Source organism: Arthrobacter gyeryongensis, assembly GCF_039543785.1.
GTDB lineage: Bacteria > Actinomycetota > Actinomycetes > Actinomycetales > Micrococcaceae > Arthrobacter > Arthrobacter gyeryongensis.
The window spans coordinates 292,138-309,348 of the sequence record NZ_BAABKK010000006.1; the positions used below are offsets into that span (position 1 = coordinate 292,138).

General features: G+C 60.4%; 13 protein-coding genes. 5 read left to right on the plus strand and 8 right to left on the minus strand.

The window, feature by feature from the left end; translation table 11 throughout:
• Positions 1-5,349: 5,349 nt before the first annotated feature.
• The 8 genes from ABEA18_RS05315 to rpmH all read right to left on the minus strand — a co-directional run bounded on the left by ABEA18_RS05315 (position 5,350) and on the right by rpmH (position 10,935).
• A complete protein-coding gene (locus ABEA18_RS05315) occupies positions 5,350-6,522 on the minus strand; it encodes a ParB/RepB/Spo0J family partition protein (RefSeq protein WP_345448254.1) in 1,173 nt (390 codons plus the stop codon).
• A 67-nt stretch (positions 6,523-6,589) separates the two neighbouring features.
• Complete coding sequence (locus ABEA18_RS05320; RefSeq protein ID WP_345448255.1) at positions 6,590-7,645, minus strand: ParA family protein; 1,056 nt, start codon at positions 7,643-7,645, stop codon at positions 6,590-6,592.
• A gap of 86 nt (positions 7,646-7,731) precedes the next feature.
• A complete protein-coding gene (rsmG, locus tag ABEA18_RS05325; protein WP_345448256.1) occupies positions 7,732-8,382 on the minus strand; it encodes a 16S rRNA (guanine(527)-N(7))-methyltransferase RsmG in 651 nt (216 codons plus the stop codon).
• Between the two features lie 6 nt (positions 8,383-8,388).
• Positions 8,389-8,964: a Jag family protein gene (locus ABEA18_RS05330; protein WP_345448257.1), complete on the minus strand. Its 576-nt coding sequence runs from the start codon at positions 8,962-8,964 to the stop codon at positions 8,389-8,391.
• A complete protein-coding gene (gene yidC / locus ABEA18_RS05335; protein ID WP_345448258.1) occupies positions 8,964-9,941 on the minus strand; it encodes a membrane protein insertase YidC in 978 nt (325 codons plus the stop codon). Before yidC ends, ABEA18_RS05330 begins: the two co-directional genes overlap by 1 nt.
• Positions 9,942-9,958: 17 nt before the next feature.
• Positions 9,959-10,357 (minus strand): membrane protein insertion efficiency factor YidD, encoded by a 399-nt coding sequence (gene yidD / locus ABEA18_RS05340; protein WP_425550475.1) that lies wholly within the window; start codon positions 10,355-10,357, stop codon positions 9,959-9,961.
• On the minus strand, positions 10,350-10,757 hold the full coding sequence (gene rnpA, locus ABEA18_RS05345; RefSeq protein WP_236813924.1) for a ribonuclease P protein component: 408 nt from the start codon (positions 10,755-10,757) through the stop codon (positions 10,350-10,352). The genes yidD and rnpA overlap by 8 nt, the downstream gene beginning before the upstream one ends.
• A gap of 40 nt (positions 10,758-10,797) precedes the next feature.
• Positions 10,798-10,935 (minus strand): 50S ribosomal protein L34, encoded by a 138-nt coding sequence (gene rpmH, locus ABEA18_RS05350; protein ID WP_011776797.1) that lies wholly within the window; start codon positions 10,933-10,935, stop codon positions 10,798-10,800.
• A gap of 457 nt (positions 10,936-11,392) precedes the next feature.
• Between rpmH and dnaA the strand changes: the two genes are divergently transcribed.
• The 5 genes from dnaA to ABEA18_RS05375 all read left to right on the plus strand — a co-directional run bounded on the left by dnaA (position 11,393) and on the right by ABEA18_RS05375 (position 17,200).
• Positions 11,393-12,814, plus strand: coding sequence for a chromosomal replication initiator protein DnaA (gene dnaA / locus ABEA18_RS05355; protein WP_345448260.1), 1,422 nt, complete (start codon positions 11,393-11,395; stop codon positions 12,812-12,814).
• A 525-nt stretch (positions 12,815-13,339) separates the two neighbouring features.
• Positions 13,340-14,464, plus strand: coding sequence for a DNA polymerase III subunit beta (gene dnaN, locus ABEA18_RS05360; protein ID WP_059388865.1), 1,125 nt, complete (start codon positions 13,340-13,342; stop codon positions 14,462-14,464).
• Between the two features lie 18 nt (positions 14,465-14,482).
• Positions 14,483-15,442 carry a phosphogluconate dehydrogenase (NAD(+)-dependent, decarboxylating) gene (gnd, locus tag ABEA18_RS05365; protein ID WP_425550483.1) on the plus strand — a complete coding sequence of 320 codons (960 nt, stop codon included), beginning with the start codon at positions 14,483-14,485 and terminating at the stop codon, positions 15,440-15,442.
• Between the two features lie 23 nt (positions 15,443-15,465).
• Positions 15,466-16,659 (plus strand): DNA replication/repair protein RecF, encoded by a 1,194-nt coding sequence (recF, locus tag ABEA18_RS05370; protein ID WP_345448262.1) that lies wholly within the window; start codon positions 15,466-15,468, stop codon positions 16,657-16,659.
• Positions 16,646-17,200, plus strand: coding sequence for a DciA family protein (locus tag ABEA18_RS05375; protein WP_234752970.1), 555 nt, complete (start codon positions 16,646-16,648; stop codon positions 17,198-17,200). The genes recF and ABEA18_RS05375 overlap by 14 nt, the downstream gene beginning before the upstream one ends.
• The last annotated feature ends 11 nt before the right edge of the window (positions 17,201-17,211 follow it).

Here is a 17,211-nt window from a genome sequence, read left to right on the forward strand (position 1 = left end):
AGTGTCGATTCTTCAGAGTCGTCCGTTGATGTCGGTGTGCCGCGCTGTTGCGGCGTTTATGGCTTAGTGCCGACGACGAGGTATTCGAATAGGCTGTTTCACGTGAAACAATTCTGGCTCTTCGTGGAGTGCCGCGGCTCTGAATTTTCGAATTCGGTTCGAAGTCGAATCTCGCATGCGCACGGCCCGTGTACCGTTTCACGTGAAACATGGCTAACGCCTCGATAGTCTCCTAAGCGCGATTTGGTGTCCAAGTTCAGCACGCACAAACCACGCGGGAGTTGCACTCGTAAGGTTACACGTGGAGCGTAAGCCACTCCTCGTTGTAGGGGCTACAGGCCTGGCCGACCTGCCTGTTGACGGTGGTGGCGTGTCCAACTTACCCTGAATTCCCGACCCCTCGAACCCTCGAACCCTACGATCGCATCTTCTTGCAAGCTCCTTGCGGCGCCCCTAGCCAAGGGACTGATCCCCGGTCACCCTTCACTGATAGTTGGGGGAGTCCTGCGGAAACCCTTCCGAGCTCCATGTTTCACGTGAAACACAGTGGCGGCCCGAACTTCATTCTCATATCCTCATCGGCCAGGACCCGGTGCGACCTCGCGCGCGTCCTTCGCCACGGACCAACACCGGCACGCCCACGCGCCGTGGCTCGCGTTCAGCTTAAGAAGCAGAGAAGCATCACGCGCATGATTCGAGTCGGTCGAAAAGAGTTAGCTATGTCTCGCGGATGCGAAGGCTACTCGCCTTGTTCCCCACTACGCGACTGTACTATTCAAAACGTATAGAAGCAGGGCCACAGCGAAGAGCAGGTGCTCCGCCGCGCCCGACTTCGGAGCTGCTGGTCGAAGAAACCGTTGCCGGTAACTTATTTAGATTGATTAACTTAGCATCAATCATCTTCCGGACTCCGGAACGCAGTCCGTCATCTCTACAGAGACATCGACACCTTCCGGTGGCAGTTGGACACTCCGGATACCGACAGCGCGGGTAGAAGCCCCACGACAGGGTTCTGAGCGGAGGCTGAGCCGTCCGCGGCCCTACAGCAGGATGCGAGTCCCGCCATTTGGCCTTTTGATCCTTATCGAGTCTTGCGGGTCGGGGCTGCGCAGACACATCAGGCGCAGAATCCCCGAGCGAGTGTCTATTGCCTTGCCTCGCGTCCACACGCGCTATGTACTCGCATACCTAGAAGGGCGGCCTCCCGCACTTCTAGTACACAGCTCGGATTGTGGGGTCGGCGAGATTCGAAACAGACGCTTTTAGCTCAACTACTGGGATCGGAGCCATCAATCAGCGATGGCACGGCATAGAGCTATCCGTACTGGATACCCCAGGCCACGGCGGCGACCGGAAGAGAGCCAAGCCTCCTGAGTTCCAATTCTCTGTGGGCGGCGACTGAATCGCGATTGACGGCGCGAATAGGGTCTGATGGGGACGGCCAAGTCCTCAAATGCTGCGCTCGATAGGCAGGTCATATTCGCAAACCATCAAGCGGTTCCGCCCGAATTGGCCAGGCCGGGCCTTCATGAACCCAAAGACACAGCCCTAGCCATAACCCCCGCACCCGGCACTAGCTTGGACCCGGTCCAGGACGGCCCGGACGCCGTTCTACACACCGATGCCATAGCCAAGTCGTCTGACCCCGAGCCGCGGCGTTGTGGCCGGCGCCCACCTTCTTCGGATCGAACTACAGCCCAGGGGTTCGACGGACCCCTCTCCTAACTCCCACCACTAACCCGGCGTCACGAAGCCATACACGTAGCAGCGGCGGCTTCACCGGACGATCATCCAGCCGCGAAAGGACAACTGACGATGAATCAGCCTCTGTCAGGCAGCCTCCATTAGCCTTCGCACGCCTGCACTCTCCGGCGGTGGAAAGGGCTGGCGCTAGAAGCTTCGAACGCGGGAGGGTTGGGCGTGGCAAGGTGATCGGACTTCCCGGTTTGGTCAGAAGCGCAAGCTATCTGGATGCTGGCAGACGAGTTCGTATTGCCGGGGCGGAAGACTGAGGATTCAAACGGCTGAACACCGGTCGGTGATTCCCTTTGCCGAGGGTTTCTCGCCTCGCGTGAGTCTGCGGATCGCGCGCTGGTTTTGGGCTCAATGTCCTGCCTTGAGCTCGCGCTATGCCGGCGCCCGTGGTGGAAAAAACCGTTTGAGAGCCGCAAGTGGCTCTTCACCAATTCTGCAGAACGGGCACCTGGTCGCGGGCATACCCACGTCATGAATGAACTGCCCTCAACGTAAGAGCGGCGTGCGATCCGCTGGATGCGAGCACTCCAGCCACGTAGTCGTCGCCGCTGCTTCCGCCTCGTCGTGTCTTGACGCCGTGCCGATGAGCAGTCGCGACGCAGTGTTGCTACCAGCTTGGAGAATGCGCCAGTCATCGCCGCCCATTGTTTCACGTGAAACGTGCCATGATCATGGTGCCCAGACTTGATCACGCTGAACCCGATAGCCAGCCAGAGTCCGGACAGTGCTGACCGAGATGCTGGGGCTAGTGCACAACATCGGGCCGGCCTTCCACACCAGACGCATCGAGGCTGCAAAGGATATCCACCGTCGGGTCCAAAGTTATGCACATAGTTATCCACAGCGATATCCACGGCCCGACAGAGTCAGTCCGAGTAGCTCTCGCCGCCCGGTAAGAAGCGCGATCAGCGCGAACTGATGCGACGCGCCCCCTCCCATATAGAACCAGGTTTAGCCTGCGTCAGAAATCGGCGCGGAAAGCCGGAAATCCGCCGAAATTGGGCCAATTTTGCGTGAAAATCGGCGGTTCGAGAATGATGGCTCTGTTTCACGTGAAACAGAGTCATTGAAAAAGACGAACACGGCGCGAGTGCATCTACCGTTCGGATAGAGACACGCTGAGTGCATACCACTGGCCCCTCAACCGCGCCGACTTATCAACAAAGTTATCCACAGGGATATCCACCGCTGTTTTCCGACTTTTCAACAGACCCTTGAAGGTGTGGGCATCGCGCGAGCCGAGTAGGCTTTCTCCTTCACATGCCTAGAAGGCCCTCACACTGCGCCTCGATTTCGCGCGAGCGTCACTGTCCGGGACCGTCAATAGTTCCAGCCGCCTGCCGCGACGCTGCGGCTTGCGAAGTCTCAATGCTCCAACTCTCACCCCAGCTAGAGCCTCAACCTTCTACTTTCGCGCCCCTCAAAACTCGGACACCGATTGAACAAGCAGGGGTTCACCTGCCGAGTCTGCGCTAGGCATTCCGCAGATGCGTCGCTCAGATTCGCCCAAGCACGAGCGTCGCAGCTCGGGGCTAACGCCGTACACGCCACGGACTGCGGTGTTGATGTCACTCTTCCTACGAGTGCTTTTCCACGCAGCTAGTCTAGGGTCAGTCACACCCCGCGGACCCGCAGGCGAGCCAACGTGCATAAGCAGTCGAAGCGCCGCGACACGAGAGTCGGTGGGGCTGCTCAAAGCTCGGGGGAGATCCTGGCATGGCGCACTTGAGGCTTACGGTGGTGCCACCATTTCATACCAACGATCACCACGACTGGCATCAAGGACATAACCGACCTGTCCGACTGCTGCCGTGGGCACCAGTCTCGGCTCCAGCACGGACAACGCCAACACAAACCCAGAGCCGCCAGCGACTACAGGCGGGCTGCACTCATTGTGTCTTGCCCGCTGGCAACACTGACCTCTGTCTCCCGGCCCAACCGTCGAAATCCGGGCGAAGAATCTTCCTACGGGTCCGGACATTCATCAAGAATCCAGGGCCCGTCCCTGCATCGAGGATGTAAAAACGCTGATGGACGGATCTGGCCTGAACCAGGCTCATCAGTCCCAATAGAAGCGTAATAAGCTGCCGGAACGCTTAGTTTGTGTCGGTCTCATGGTCAAGCGAACAGGGGAGCTGTCTCCGGCTACAGTCACTCCTCCGCCGCGGATATCAGCGTACTAAGGGACTCCGGTCGCGGCCAGCTCACGCCCCTGACACTTCCTACCAGCCAGCGCCAGAGCCTGCGGGTATCCGCAGCCCCATGCGCCCAGAAAGACGTCTAACGCGGCAACCACTCGTGTGCGTCAACAGCAGCAGCAATACCCAGCACCGGCTATCGCCCGACGCGAGCAAGGAACTGGTTGGACATCACCTCACGCTGAAGCCAATTCGCCTCAGGAGACTCCCGCAAGTTCGAGAGTCAGTGTCAGACGTCCCCACGAGGCGTGCCTCCTGCCGCGCGGATCGATCTACTTCCGAGACCGAAACAGGAAGCTTCCTCCACTGTCTCCAACCGAAGTCGCCGCGTTCCTTTGGGCATCCTTACGCTTGCGGCCGAAAGCCCGGGATCCCCTTCTAGACAGTGAGTGGACACGGGAAGCCGAGAGGCATCCAGCCTCCGGGCCCTCTCGTTGACCAGAGTCGTCGACCATTCACATCGTACTGCGAGTCAACTACCAATTAACTGGCCATGCGTCAGTGAATCGATCCCGGACCAGGCTGAGGCGGTCTGTTTCACGTGAAACACACCACCAAGAGAGTCCGGCCCGGACCGACGTTCGGACTAGCCCATGTAACCACGCACTATCCGAGCTGCGCTCGTCGGTCGCTGGTCAGCCGGACAACTGTTTCACGTGAAACATCCGGCACCTCATTGCACCCAGAAGGCACTGACTTCATATGCGCAACATGCTCGGATCCTCGCGCCAACATTGGCCGCAGTAGATGAGCAAGGTCGGGAGGCGTGCGGGCGGGATTGGCGAGTTTGGCCTTCTCCAGATCTTGCCCTGAAAATCATCCTTCCGCGGCCCGACGCGGAAGTGGGGAGTGGAGCTACTCCGGATGCCTCAGCACCGGAGCGAGCAAGGGCGCCTGATTACTGCATCGACCAGGAAGAATCGAGCGAGACCCCGAAGTGCGTAGGAGGCCCCGGCGAAGATCCATTGAAAGGAGCGAGCCCTGTTGTTTCACGTGAAACGCGAAGGCCTGTGCTCGCAGAGGAAGCCGGCCGCCAGAATCCGACGCCCAGGGGATCGAAGAAATCTGCCACGCCGGCACTTCTCGGCCAACTCGAAATGCGGCCGACCGTTTCACGTGAGACACACCAACGGCTCAGCGATGCGTCGATCACCCCAGGTCTGCCGCCATCCATCCACTGGAGAGTGGCCCCAACCGGGCCGCACGAACGGCATAAGCACGCGATCGCAGATTGCCACAGCCCATGCCAACCCTGGGAGCCCCCACCCGGCAGACTCCTTGAGCGATCAAGATGGCTAAAGGGACAACTGCGTTCCTACGAGCCAAGAGCAACCATTAAATGAAAATGGAGCCTGCCTCAATAGAAGCAAACCCCAATTTCGTAGGAATTGAACGCCTAGCCTTCATCCCCGGGGGACAGAACATCCATGATGCGGTTCAAATCTTCAACGCTGGCAAACTCAATGCTGACTCGACCCTTTCGCGCACCCAAGGTGATCTTCACGTTGGTGTCCAGTCGATCGGAAAGAGAAGACGCAAGGTAGTCGAGGCGCTCGTGGCGGGCATTGGGGCGCGGAATGCTGTTCTTCGGCGGCACCGTAGGATCCTGGTACAACGTCACCGCTTCCTCAGTGGCCCGTACGGACATTCCTTCGGAAACAATCTTCTGGGCGAGACGCTCCATCGCGGCCGCGTCCGGGAGAGCCAGCAATGCACGAGCGTGGCCGGCCGACAGCACGCTGGCCGCAACTCGTCGCTGCACTAGCGGAGGAAGTTTCAGCAGGCGAAGGGTGTTAGACACCTGCGGCCGCGAGCGTCCGATCCGATCTGCCAACTGTTCATGGGTGGTACCGAAGTCCTCCAGGAGTTGCTGGTAGGCAGCCGCTTCTTCCAGGGGGTTCAGTTGGCTGCGGTGGAGATTCTCCAGCAAAGCATCGCGGAGGAGGTCGTCATCATTTGTATCGCGGACAATCGCCGGGATAGTTTCGAGCCCGGCGGCCTGTACAGCCCTCCAGCGCCGTTCACCCATCACCAGTTCGTACGGTTCTCCACCCTTTTCGGTTGAAGTACGTACAACAATTGGCTGGAGGACGCCTATTTCCTTGACGGAATGAACCAGCTCCGCCATGTCGTCCTCATCGAAGACGCTACGGGGTTGCTTGCGGTTGGGATGAATGTCCCCGACGGGGATTTCGGCAAAGCGCGCCCCGGGAACTTCGACTAGTTGAACCTCGGGCGCATCGGCGGGAAGCGACTCAGAAACAACGTCAGCGGGCTCAGGCGCGGACTGTTCTTCACGAGAGCTAACATTAGCGGCGGGCGACTTCGCCGCAGGAGTCTTTGCCGCCGTCGTGCTCTTGGACGAAGATCCCCGCGAGGGGGAGCTCTTCGCTACTTCGGTTTCAGGAACCTCAGCCTTGTCCACCGTCTCCGGGGCCTTACGCGCCTCCGGGAAGAAAAGGTCAACCGGGCGGGATGTCGGAACGCCATTGCCCGATGCACCGGCCGAAGCGGAGCTGGGAATGAGAGCCCCAAGACCCCTACCCAGGCCTCGTCGCTTTTCGCTCATTAGTATGTCCCTCCGGTGGAATGGCAAGAATAGAGCCCGCCAAGGATATTGCAGTGATTAAGGAAGTCTAGCGCTCGGCGATTTCCGCGGCGGCTTCCATGTAGGACAACGCGCCGCTGGATGAGGGATCGTAGGTCATTACCGTCTGCTGATAGCTCGGAGCTTCCGAGATGCGCACGGAGCGGGGAACCACGGCACCGAGGACCTGGTCCGGGAAATGTTGACGGACCTCGGAAGCCACCTGTGCGGCGAGATTCGTGCGGCCGTCGTACATAGTGAGAAGAATGGTGGAAACGACCAGATCAGCATTGAGGTGCTTCTGGATCATTTCGATGTTCTTGAGGAGCTGGCTCAGGCCTTCCAGTGCGTAGTACTCACATTGGATCGGGATGAGTACCTCGCTTGCCGCGCAGAATGCGTTGACGGTCAGCAGGCCCAGGCTGGGCGGGCAGTCGATGAAGATGAAGTCCAAGCGCCCTTCACCGTTCTTCGCGCGTTCCTTCGAATACACATCGATTGCGCGGCGCAGGCGCTGCTCGCGTGCCACGAGGGATACCAGTTCAATCTCAGCGCCCGCAAGGTGAATGGTGGCCGGCGCGCAGATGAGATTGGGAATATCAGGGCAAGGTGCCACAACGTCACGCAGTGGGAGGTCGTTGATCAGCACATCATAGATACTGTCGACGTCGGCGTGGTGTTCAATACCAAGAGCGGTGGACGCGTTTCCTTGGGGATCGATGTCGATCACCAGGACATTGAGTCCCGCGGAAGCCAAGGCGGCCGCAATATTGACAGTCGTGGTGGTCTTACCGACGCCGCCTTTTTGATTGGACACGGTAAAAATACGGGTCTTTTCCGGCTTGGGAAGCTCGCGTCCCACCAACCGCTCGCGACGTCGGGTCTCGTTGGCGAGCTGGCGCGCAATGGGGCTGGAGTCGTCGATGGAGTCCATGACGTTGTCGTGTCCGACGATCAAGGTTTCACGTGAAACAGCGACGTTCGCAACCGAATTGGTACGCATCAGCGCAGACTCAAAGGACGCCGATGGTGCAGCCATGGCCCGAGCCGACCCCAAGGAAATAAATGGCGGGATCCGCTGGGTGGAGGTTTCGCTACTGCCCACTGTCACACTCTCACTCTCATTCGGCTCTAGCTGCCGTTCTCTAGCTTAACCGCTCAGTTGCGGACACGCGGGACACAGCGCCGAAGCTAAGCGATCTTCCGCTGTTTGTTAACGACGATCCTCACCACTGTGGTGGGTTCTTCCAGGAGCTCCTGTCCGCAAACCACGACGGACGTTTCCACGCCGCCGAGCCTGCGGATCACTTTTGCTGCTTGCTCAATCTCTTCGGCAGCACTGCGGCCCTTGATCGCAACCACTTCACCCTTGCCGCTGAGCAAGGGAATGGTCAAGCCAGCCAGCTTGGTGAGGGCGGAGACAGCCCTGGCCGTGACAACGTCCGCGTCGACCATCCCCACCGCGAGCTCGGCCCGGGTGCGCATGACCGTGACATTGCCCAGCCCGAGGTCGTCCACTACTTCCTGAAGCCAAATGACGCGTCGCTCCAGCGGTTCGATCAGTGTGAGTTCAAGGTCGGGACGTGCAATTGCCAAGCACAAGCCGGGAAGCCCCGCGCCGGAACCAACGTCCGCAACGTGGCTTCCGTGGGCAATCACCGACTCGATGACCGCGCAGTTGAGAACGTGCCGGCTCCACAGGCGGGGAACCTCGCGCGGGCCAATCAACCCGCGCTCAGTTCCTGACGTCGCCAAATGCTCTACATAGCGCTGGGCGAGACCAAGCCGGTCACCGAAAATCTTTTCTGCCGCCTGCAGTTCGGCTGCCGTGATTTCAACCATGATCCGTTAGTCGGCCGAAACCACAATGTGGCGGCCGGCGCCTTCGCCCTCAGACTCGGATACAAAACCGAGGTCCGCGACAGCGTCGTGCACAATCTTGCGTTCGTAGGCGCTCATAGGTGCAAGTGCAACGGAGGCGCCGGTTTCCTTGACCTTTGCGACGGCGTCTTCGGCAATCTGCTGCAGATCGCCGGCACGTTCCTTGCGGTAGCCGTTGATGTCGAGCACCAGGCGCGAGCGGTTCTCGGTCGCCGACAGCACGGACAGGCGAGCGAGTTCCTGAAGGGCTTCGAGCACTTCACCGTCGCGGCCTACCAGGCTCTCAAGCCCCTCAGAGTCGTCTTCAGCCGCGATGGAGATGTAGGTGCGGCCATTGCGGATCTCGATGTCGATGTCGCCGTCGATGTCGGCAATGTCGAGGAGTTCCTCAAGGTAGTCTGCGGCGACGTCGCCCTCTTCCTCGAGGCGGCTCACGGAAGTGCCCTTACCGTCAGCAGCGCCTTCTTCGGAAGTTTCTTCTGTGGCTTCTGCCAGTTCCTCGGCGGCAGCGGCCGTTGCCTCTTCGGTGCTTTCAACAGACATTACTTCTTCTTCCTGTTCTTACGTTGTGGCTGGATGCGCTGCTGGGCCTTGACCTCGACGGCGGCCACTTCAGCAGCGACGTCTGCGTCCTTCTTACCGCCCAGAAGGGGGTGGGACGGCAAACCCTTGGCGGCGCGACGCTCGGCAAGCGCCTTCGCTGCGGGGGATCCCGGCGTCGGCATGCGGCGGATGACAAAGAACTGCTGGCCCATGGTCCACAAGTTGGTGGTGGTCCAGTAGATGAGCACACCAATGGGGAAGTTGATGCCACCCACACCGAAGACGAGCGGCAGGATGTAGAGCATCATCTTCTGCTGGCGCATGAACGGGCTGGCCATCGCTTCTTCAGACATGTTCTTGGCCATGATCTGCTTCTGCGTGATGAACTGCGACGCCGTCATGGCGAGGATCATCACGATCGACAGGACCCACACGATCGTCTGATCGGATCCGGGGAGACCACCGCCGTGGAGCAAGGAAGCCGAGAGCGGTGCGCCGAAGATGCTGGATTCGTCGAACTGCACCACCTGGTCGTGGCTCAAGGCGCCGATGCCGATACCGCTCTGGCGGGCCTGGGTGATACCGGAAAGCACCTGGAACAGCGCGAAGAAGAACGGCATCTGGATCAGCATGGGCAAACACGCCGAGAACGGGTTGGTGCCGTGCTTCTTGTACAGCGCCATCTGTTCCTGCGCCATCGCCTGGCGGGAGAGCTGGTCCGTCTTGCCCTTATACTTCGCCTGCATCTTCTTCAGATCAGGCTGAAGCAGCTGCATTCCCCGCTGGGCCTTGATTTGCTTGACGAAGACAGGGATCAGGGCGGCACGGATCACCAGCACCAAGCCGATGATGGACAGCGTCCAGGTCCAGCCGTTCTCCGGCGGCAGGCCGATGAAACTCAGCCCGTCGTGGAACCCCAGCATAATCGCGGACACTAGCCACTTGAACGGGGCCAGAATTGTTCCAAAGATGTCCATACGTTTTCCCTATTTCCTCAGGCCGCTGTGCGGCGACCGTCTTCATCAGACCACACAGCCAGGAACTGGTCCGGGTTGTTCAGTACAACAATTGTGGGCGTCTGGCCTTCGGGCCAGTGACGATGTCCGGCGGGGACGTGGTCCACGCCGCCGGCGTTCCAGGGGTGGCAACGCGCAAGGCGCCGCACTGCGAGCCAACTTCCCTTGACGGCACCGTGTACCGTCACCGCTTCGAGGGCATACGCCGAGCAGGATGGGAAGAACCGGCACACCTGGCCGTACAAGGGAGAGATGATCCTGCGATACGTCTTCAGCAAGATGATGAGGACGTTGCGTGGCAGCTCCCACAGAAATGTTCCGAGGATCCTCGGAGCGACTCTAAAGAAGCGGACGACGGCGGAGCTCAGCTCATGCACGCGGTGTCCCTTCCGTTGTGGTGCCCTGGGTGGGCGAAACAACTCGCGGAGAGGATCCGCCGAGCCGTTTCGTGGTTGCCGCCAAGGCGGCGTTGTAATCCGTCAGCAGCTGGTCCCAGCTCGCTGTTGCGGCCGCGGGCAGCGCCCGGACCACAACAGCAAGACCCGTGCCATGTCCTTTCAAAGACAAAGCACCTGCTTCTCTCAGTCTCCTCTTAACGAGGTTCCTGGTCACAGCGTTCCCGACAGCTTTGGAAACGATGAAGCCGATGCGGCTCGGTTCTCCGGCACCGATAGGTGCCGTATATAACACTAAGTTCCGGCGTCCATTGCGGACGCCGGAACGTACAGTTGTTGAAAAGTCGGTAGAAGTCCGCAGACGATTACGGGTGGCTAGCACCTATTGACTCGCTTGGAAGGCTGACCGACGAGTCAGTTATTTAGGCCGACAGTTCGACGCGGCCCTTGCCACGACGGGCGGCCAGGATGGCACGGCCGGCACGGGTGCGCATACGAAGGCGGAAGCCATGCTTCTTGGCCCGACGGCGGTTATTCGGCTGAAAAGTCCGCTTGCTCACGTTAGTTACTCCAGTGGATCAAAGGTGCGCCCACCCGATCAAAAGGGGAAGAACTGGCCGACGCTAAGTTTATTGAGTATCCGCCGCCGCCCAACGCCGGATTTACCGGAAGTGCGGGTGGTCAAAAAGCGGACACATAGGACTTCACAACGTTAGGGCAAAAAGACCCCCCAGGTCAAACCGGGAGCTGCAGTGCCCGCTATCCCCAGCTGTGGCTAACTACCCACACCAGCCTGTGGATGAAGTGGCTCACAGGCCCTGTTTTAGAACCACAACGGTGTAATTATCCACAAGCTTCTTCCCAGCTATCTTCTGGAGTTTTCATCCCCTAGAGTGTCTCAGTAGCCGATTATCCACGGACTGTGCATAACCCTGTGGATTCGGTTCGGAATCCACTCATGGTTTGGACCTTCGGCTGCCGCAATCCAGGCAAGCAAGCACTCGAGGGAACCAATTGATGACGGTAGACGAAGCCAACCACGCCAACACGGTCGGAAGTTCCTGGCGGCGGGTGCTGAGCCTGCTGGAACAAGACGATCGCGTCACACCCCGGCAGCGTGGTTTCGTCATCCTTGCGCAGGCGCAGGGCCTGATCGGCTCCACCCTCCTGGTGGCCGTCCCCAACGAACTCACCCGCGAGGTCCTCCAGACGCAAGTCAAGGACGCTCTCGATGATGCCCTCCGCAGCGTCTTTTCCGACGACATCCGGTGCGCGATCGACGTCGACACGGATCTGGTGCCCATCCACGAAGAGCCGGCCCCCGCCGTCGAACTCTCTTCCGCGAACGACCTTGCCGTGGAATCCAAGCCGCAGCCCACACCGCCGAGTACTTCGCACGAATTCGGCCGGCTCAACCCTAAATACGTCTTTGACACCTTCGTGATCGGTTCTTCCAACCGGTTCGCCCATGCTGCCGCCGTCGCGGTCGCGGAAGCACCGGCCAAGGCCTACAACCCTCTGTTCATCTACGGTGACTCCGGGCTCGGCAAGACGCACTTGCTGCACGCGATCGGCCACTACGCCCGCCGGCTCTACAGCGGCATCCGGGTGCGCTACGTGAATTCCGAAGAGTTCACCAACGACTTCATCAACTCCATCCGCGACGACGAGGGCGCCAGCTTCAAGACCACGTACCGCAACGTCGACGTGCTCCTGATCGACGACATTCAGTTCCTGGCAGGCAAGGACCGCACGCTCGAGGAGTTCTTCCACACCTTCAACGCCCTGCACAACAACAACAAGCAGGTGGTCATCACCTCGGACCTCCCGCCCAAGCAGCTCGCCGGCTTCGAGGACCGCATGAAGTCCCGCTTCGAATGGGGCCTGCTCACCGATATCCAGCCGCCCGAACTCGAAACCCGTATTGCGATCCTCCGCAAGAAGGCCCAGAGCGAAGGATTGTCCGCCCCCGACGACGCCTTGGAATACATCGCTTCCAAGATCTCCAGCAACATCCGCGAACTCGAAGGCGCGCTGATCCGCGTCACTGCGTTCGCCAGCCTCAACCGCCAGCCCGTGGATGTGGCCCTCGCCGAGATGGTGCTGAAGGATCTGATCACCGACGACGGTGCCCAAGAGATCACGGCCGACCAGATCCTGAAGCAGACGGCCGAGTACTTCAAGCTCAGCATGGAAGAGCTTTGCAGCAAGTCCCGTACGCGCACCTTGGTGACCGCGCGGCAGATCGCCATGTACTTGTGCCGTGAGCTCACGGACATGTCCCTGCCGAAGATCGGCCAGGAGCTTGGCGGCCGCGACCACACCACAGTGATCCACGCGGACCGCAAGATTCGCGAACTGATGGCCGAGCGCCGTGTGATCTACAACCAGGTGACTGAGCTGACCAACCGCATCAAGCAGCAACAACGCGATTCCTAAGCGGCCACTACATACCTTATTAACAGGCACATGTGGATAAGCCTGTGGATACTTAAGGGGACAAACACGGTTAATGGGCTTAAAACCCTTAAGCCGTCTGTGGATCGTTAAAAACGGGCTTGGGGGTTATCCACGTCCACACCCTGTTTAAAACCCCTGTCACCCACATATGGTGAACAGGGCTTAACCGCGGAACTGCGGGTCCAGAGGCGGTTATCCACAGTTTCCACAGGGGTTATTAACACTACTAATCCCAAAAAAATGAATTCCCTCAAATAACAATCTCCTTCCGCCCACCCAGCGACGCAGCCCGTGGCTGCTTCGAACCACAAGCCAGTAAGCCGGGGATGGGTTAATGCCCGAAGTTCCGGCTAAGCTGTCTGCATCGCGTCCATCCTTGGCGCTGCTTTGTAGTTCGCTCGCTGCGGACCATGCAGCTTTTGGGTTCCGGGCGCTGGTTTTCGGAACTCCTGGGGGAGTTTCCGGTGGAACACTGGCAGCAGCAATGAAAGGCGGCACCCTTCCGTGAAGTTCAGAGTCGAGCGGGATGTCCTGGCAGAAGCCGTCACATGGACAGCCCGGTCCTTGTCTCCGCGGCCGCCCGTTCCGGTACTCTCAGGGCTCCTGCTCAAGGCAGAAGCCGGAACAGTGAGTCTCTCGAGCTTTGACTACGAGACCTCGGCCCGTCTTGAAATTCCAGCGGACATCACCACCGAGGGAACCATCCTGGTTTCCGGGCGCCTCTTGGCAGACATCTGCCGCAGCCTGCCCTCGGCTCCTGTCGACATCGAAACCGATGGCAGCAAGGTCACTCTCACGTGCCGTCGAAGCAGCTTCCATCTCGCCACGATGCCGGAATCCGAATACCCGCCGCTGCCGGCGCTTCCCGCCATCAGCGGTACGTTGCCCGGCGACGCCTTCGCTCAGGCTGTTTCCCAGGTCATCATCGCCGCAAGCAGGGATGACACCCTGCCGATTCTCACCGGTGTCCGGATGGAGATCGAGGATGACATGATCACCCTCCTCGCCACGGACCGGTACCGCCTCGCCATGCGCGAAGTGCCCTGGAAGCCCGTCACTCCGGGGATTTCCACAAGTGCTTTGGTGAAATCCAAGACCCTCAACGAGGTGGCAAAGACCCTCGGTGGCAGCGGCGACATCCATCTCGCCCTCGCCGACGACGACAGCCGTCTGATTGGCTTCGAAAGCGGCGGGCGCACCACCACTTCCTTGCTCGTCGACGGCGACTACCCCAAGATCCGGTCGTTGTTCCCGGACTCCACCCCGATCCACGCAACGGTCCAAACCCAGGAACTTGTCGAGGCCGTTCGCCGTGTGTCCTTGGTCGCCGAACGAAACACCCCGGTTCGCCTGGCGTTCACGCAGGGCCAACTGAGTCTCGACGCCGGTACCGGTGAAGACGCCCAGGCATCCGAGGAACTGGAAGCCCAGCTCAGCGGCGAAGACATCACAGTTGCCTTCAACCCGCACTACCTTGTGGAAGGCCTGAGCGTAATCGAGACCAAGTTCGTGCGTTTCTCGTTCACCACGGCACCAAAGCCGGCCATGATCACCGCCCAGGTCGACGCCGACGGCGATGACAAAGGCGACTACCGCTACCTCGTGATGCCTGTCCGCCTCCCCAACTGACTCGCAGTTGTTGTCGTTCTGGGCGCCCAAAACGACAACAACTGCGAGTCAGTCGGGACAACACAACAACCAACGCAGAAAAGAGTTCACACCGTGCACATCGGACTGATCGGCCTTGGAAAAATGGGTTTCAACATGCGCGAACGCATGCGCAAGGGCGGAATCGAGGTCACTGGCTTCGACCGCAATCAGGACATTGCCGACGTCGCGTCCGTTGATGAACTGATTGCTGCCCTTCCGACGCCGCGCCTTGTCTGGGTCATGGTTCCCTCCGGCGACATTACCGATGCGGTGATCAGCGAGCTCGGCGAGAAGCTTTCTGCGGGTGACATGGTGATCGACGGCGGCAACTCACGCTTCACCGAAGACCAGAAACACGCGGCATTCCTGGACTCCAAGGACATCCGCTTCGCTGATTGCGGTGTTTCGGGAGGTGTCTGGGGCCTGCAGAACGGTTACGGGCTCATGGCAGGCGGCGCGGACGAGGACATTGAACTCGCCATGCCGGTATTCGACGCCCTCCGCCCTGAAGGCGATCGTGCCGACAGCTTCGTCCACGTGGGCGGCGTCGGAGCGGGCCACTACGCGAAGATGGTCCACAACGGCATCGAATACGGTCTCATGCAGGCCTACGCCGAAGGCTACGAATTGCTCGCTGCAAAGGACATCATCAAGGACCTTCCCGGCACCTTCCGTGCTTGGCAAAAGGGCACGGTTGTTCGCTCCTGGCTGTTGGACCTCATGGTCAAAGCCTTGGACGAGGACCCGGGCCTGGCGTCCATCGGGGACTACGTCGAGGACTCCGGCGAAGGCCGCTGGACCGTTGAAGAAGCCATTGCCAATGCGATCCCGGCGCCGGCAATCACCGCTGCGCTCTTCGCCCGCTTCTCTTCCCGCGAGGACAACTCGCCAGCCATGAAGATGGTCTCAGCGCTGCGCAACCAGTTCGGCGGACACGCCACCCGTCCGGCCAACTAGGCCCTGGCCGACCAGCAGTACGCGTGTACCTCGAACATCTTTCGCTGACCGATTTCCGCAGCTACGCGCAGGTTGACCTCAAACTCGGCCCCGGTGTCACGGTCCTGGTGGGGTCCAACGGCATCGGCAAGACGAACCTCATGGAAGCCATCGGGTATCTGGCTACCCTGAGCTCGCACCGCGTCAGTACGGATGCGCCCCTCCTGCGCTTCGGTACGGACCGGGCTTTGATCAGGGCGAAGCTTGTCCGCGGTGAACAATCGACGGTGGTCGAGCTCGAAATCAATACCGGCCGTGCCAACCGTGGCCGGATCAACCGTGGAAATCCTGTCCGCGCCCGCGACATACTGGGCATTTGCCAGACGGTGCTTTTCGCCCCTGAGGACCTCGCCTTGGTCAAGGGTGATCCGTCCAACCGCCGGCGGTTCCTCGATGAACTGCTGGTCAGCCTCATGCCGGTGCACGCGGCCACCCGCAGCGACTACGACCGCGTGCTCAAACAGCGCAACGCCTTGTTGAAATCGGCCCGCACCGGGAAATTCACCTCGGGCCACGAAGCAACGCTCGATGTCTGGGACCAGCATATGGCGCGGGCCGGCGCGGAACTCCTGCATGCGCGGCTGGAACTCGTGGAACGCCTCCGTCCCCACCTCAAGAGTGCCTACGCGCAACTAACGGATGGATCCAAGGAAGCGGGAGCCGTCTACCGCTCCACCATCCAGGGTGTGTTGGACGACGACGGCGGACCCGCCGAGGGTCTCACTGAAGGTTCAGAGGGGGTTGAGGACCTCCGCTCGCTGTCCGTGGACCAACTCACCGAGCGCTACGTCCAGGCCTTCGCAGCCTCGCGCCGCAAGGAGTTGGAACGCGGGATTTCCTTGGTCGGACCCCACCGCGACGAACTTGAACTGGTTCTCGGCCAGGCTCCGGCAAAGGGTTATGCCTCCCATGGCGAAACATGGTCCATGTGCCTCTCCCTGCGACTTGCCTCGTACTATGTCATGCTCGATGACACCCGTACCGGCGGTTCGGCTCCCATCCTCATCCTCGACGATGTCTTCGCCGAACTGGACGTGCAGCGCAGGCGTAAACTGGCTGGAATAGTGGCCGGCGCCGAGCAGGTTTTGGTGACGGCCGCCGTCGACGCCGACATTCCCGAAGAACTGGCGGGACGACGCGTGAAGGTTGTGCCCGGAGGCATTGATGGAGAAGGATAGCCCCGGCGGACGCCAGCCGGGCAGGGACCCTGACGAGATCGACGCTGCCCAATCAGCTTTGAATCGGATGCGCGAAGCCGCCGCCGCGCGCGGCGAAATCCGCCGAGCTGCCCCGCGGACAGGCGCTGCTCCTAAACGCAAGGGCGTCCGCGACACTCGAGGATTCAGCCAATTCCACGGCACGGGCCGGGATCCGCTCGGCCTGGGGAAGGTCGTCGGGAGGCTCGTGGCCGAACGCGGCTGGACGTCACCAGTGGCCGTCGGCTCCGTGATGGCCGAGTGGGATGCCCTGGTAGGACCGGAGATTTCCGCGCACTGCACCCCGGAGAGCTTTACCGACACCACACTTCATGTCCGTTGCGATTCCACCGCCTGGGCAACACAGCTCAGGCTCCTAAGCACCAGCCTCCTGGACATGTTCCGAAGGGAACTCGGAGACGGCGTAGTGACGTCGATTCAAGTGCTCGCGCCCACCGCACCGAGCTGGCGCAAGGGCGGCCGAAGCGTCAACGGGCGGGGCCCCCGGGATACCTACGGGTAACTTCCCGGGCG

Bases quoted from the DNA above. Each gene is read 5' to 3' on its own strand.
- ABEA18_RS05315 (WP_345448254.1), bottom strand. From the start codon at position 6,522: ATGAGCGAAAAGCGACGAGGCCTGGGTAGGGGTCTTGGGGCTCTCATT.
- rsmG (WP_345448256.1), bottom strand. From the start codon at position 8,382: ATGGTTGAAATCACGGCAGCCGAACTGCAGGCGGCAGAAAAGATTTTC.
- ABEA18_RS05330 (WP_345448257.1), bottom strand. From the start codon at position 8,964: ATGTCTGTTGAAAGCACCGAAGAGGCAACGGCCGCTGCCGCCGAGGAA.
- yidC (WP_345448258.1), bottom strand. From the start codon at position 9,941: ATGGACATCTTTGGAACAATTCTGGCCCCGTTCAAGTGGCTAGTGTCC.
- dnaA (WP_345448260.1), top strand. From the start codon at position 11,393: ATGACGGTAGACGAAGCCAACCACGCCAACACGGTCGGAAGTTCCTGG.
- ABEA18_RS05375 (WP_234752970.1), top strand. From the start codon at position 16,646: ATGGAGAAGGATAGCCCCGGCGGACGCCAGCCGGGCAGGGACCCTGAC.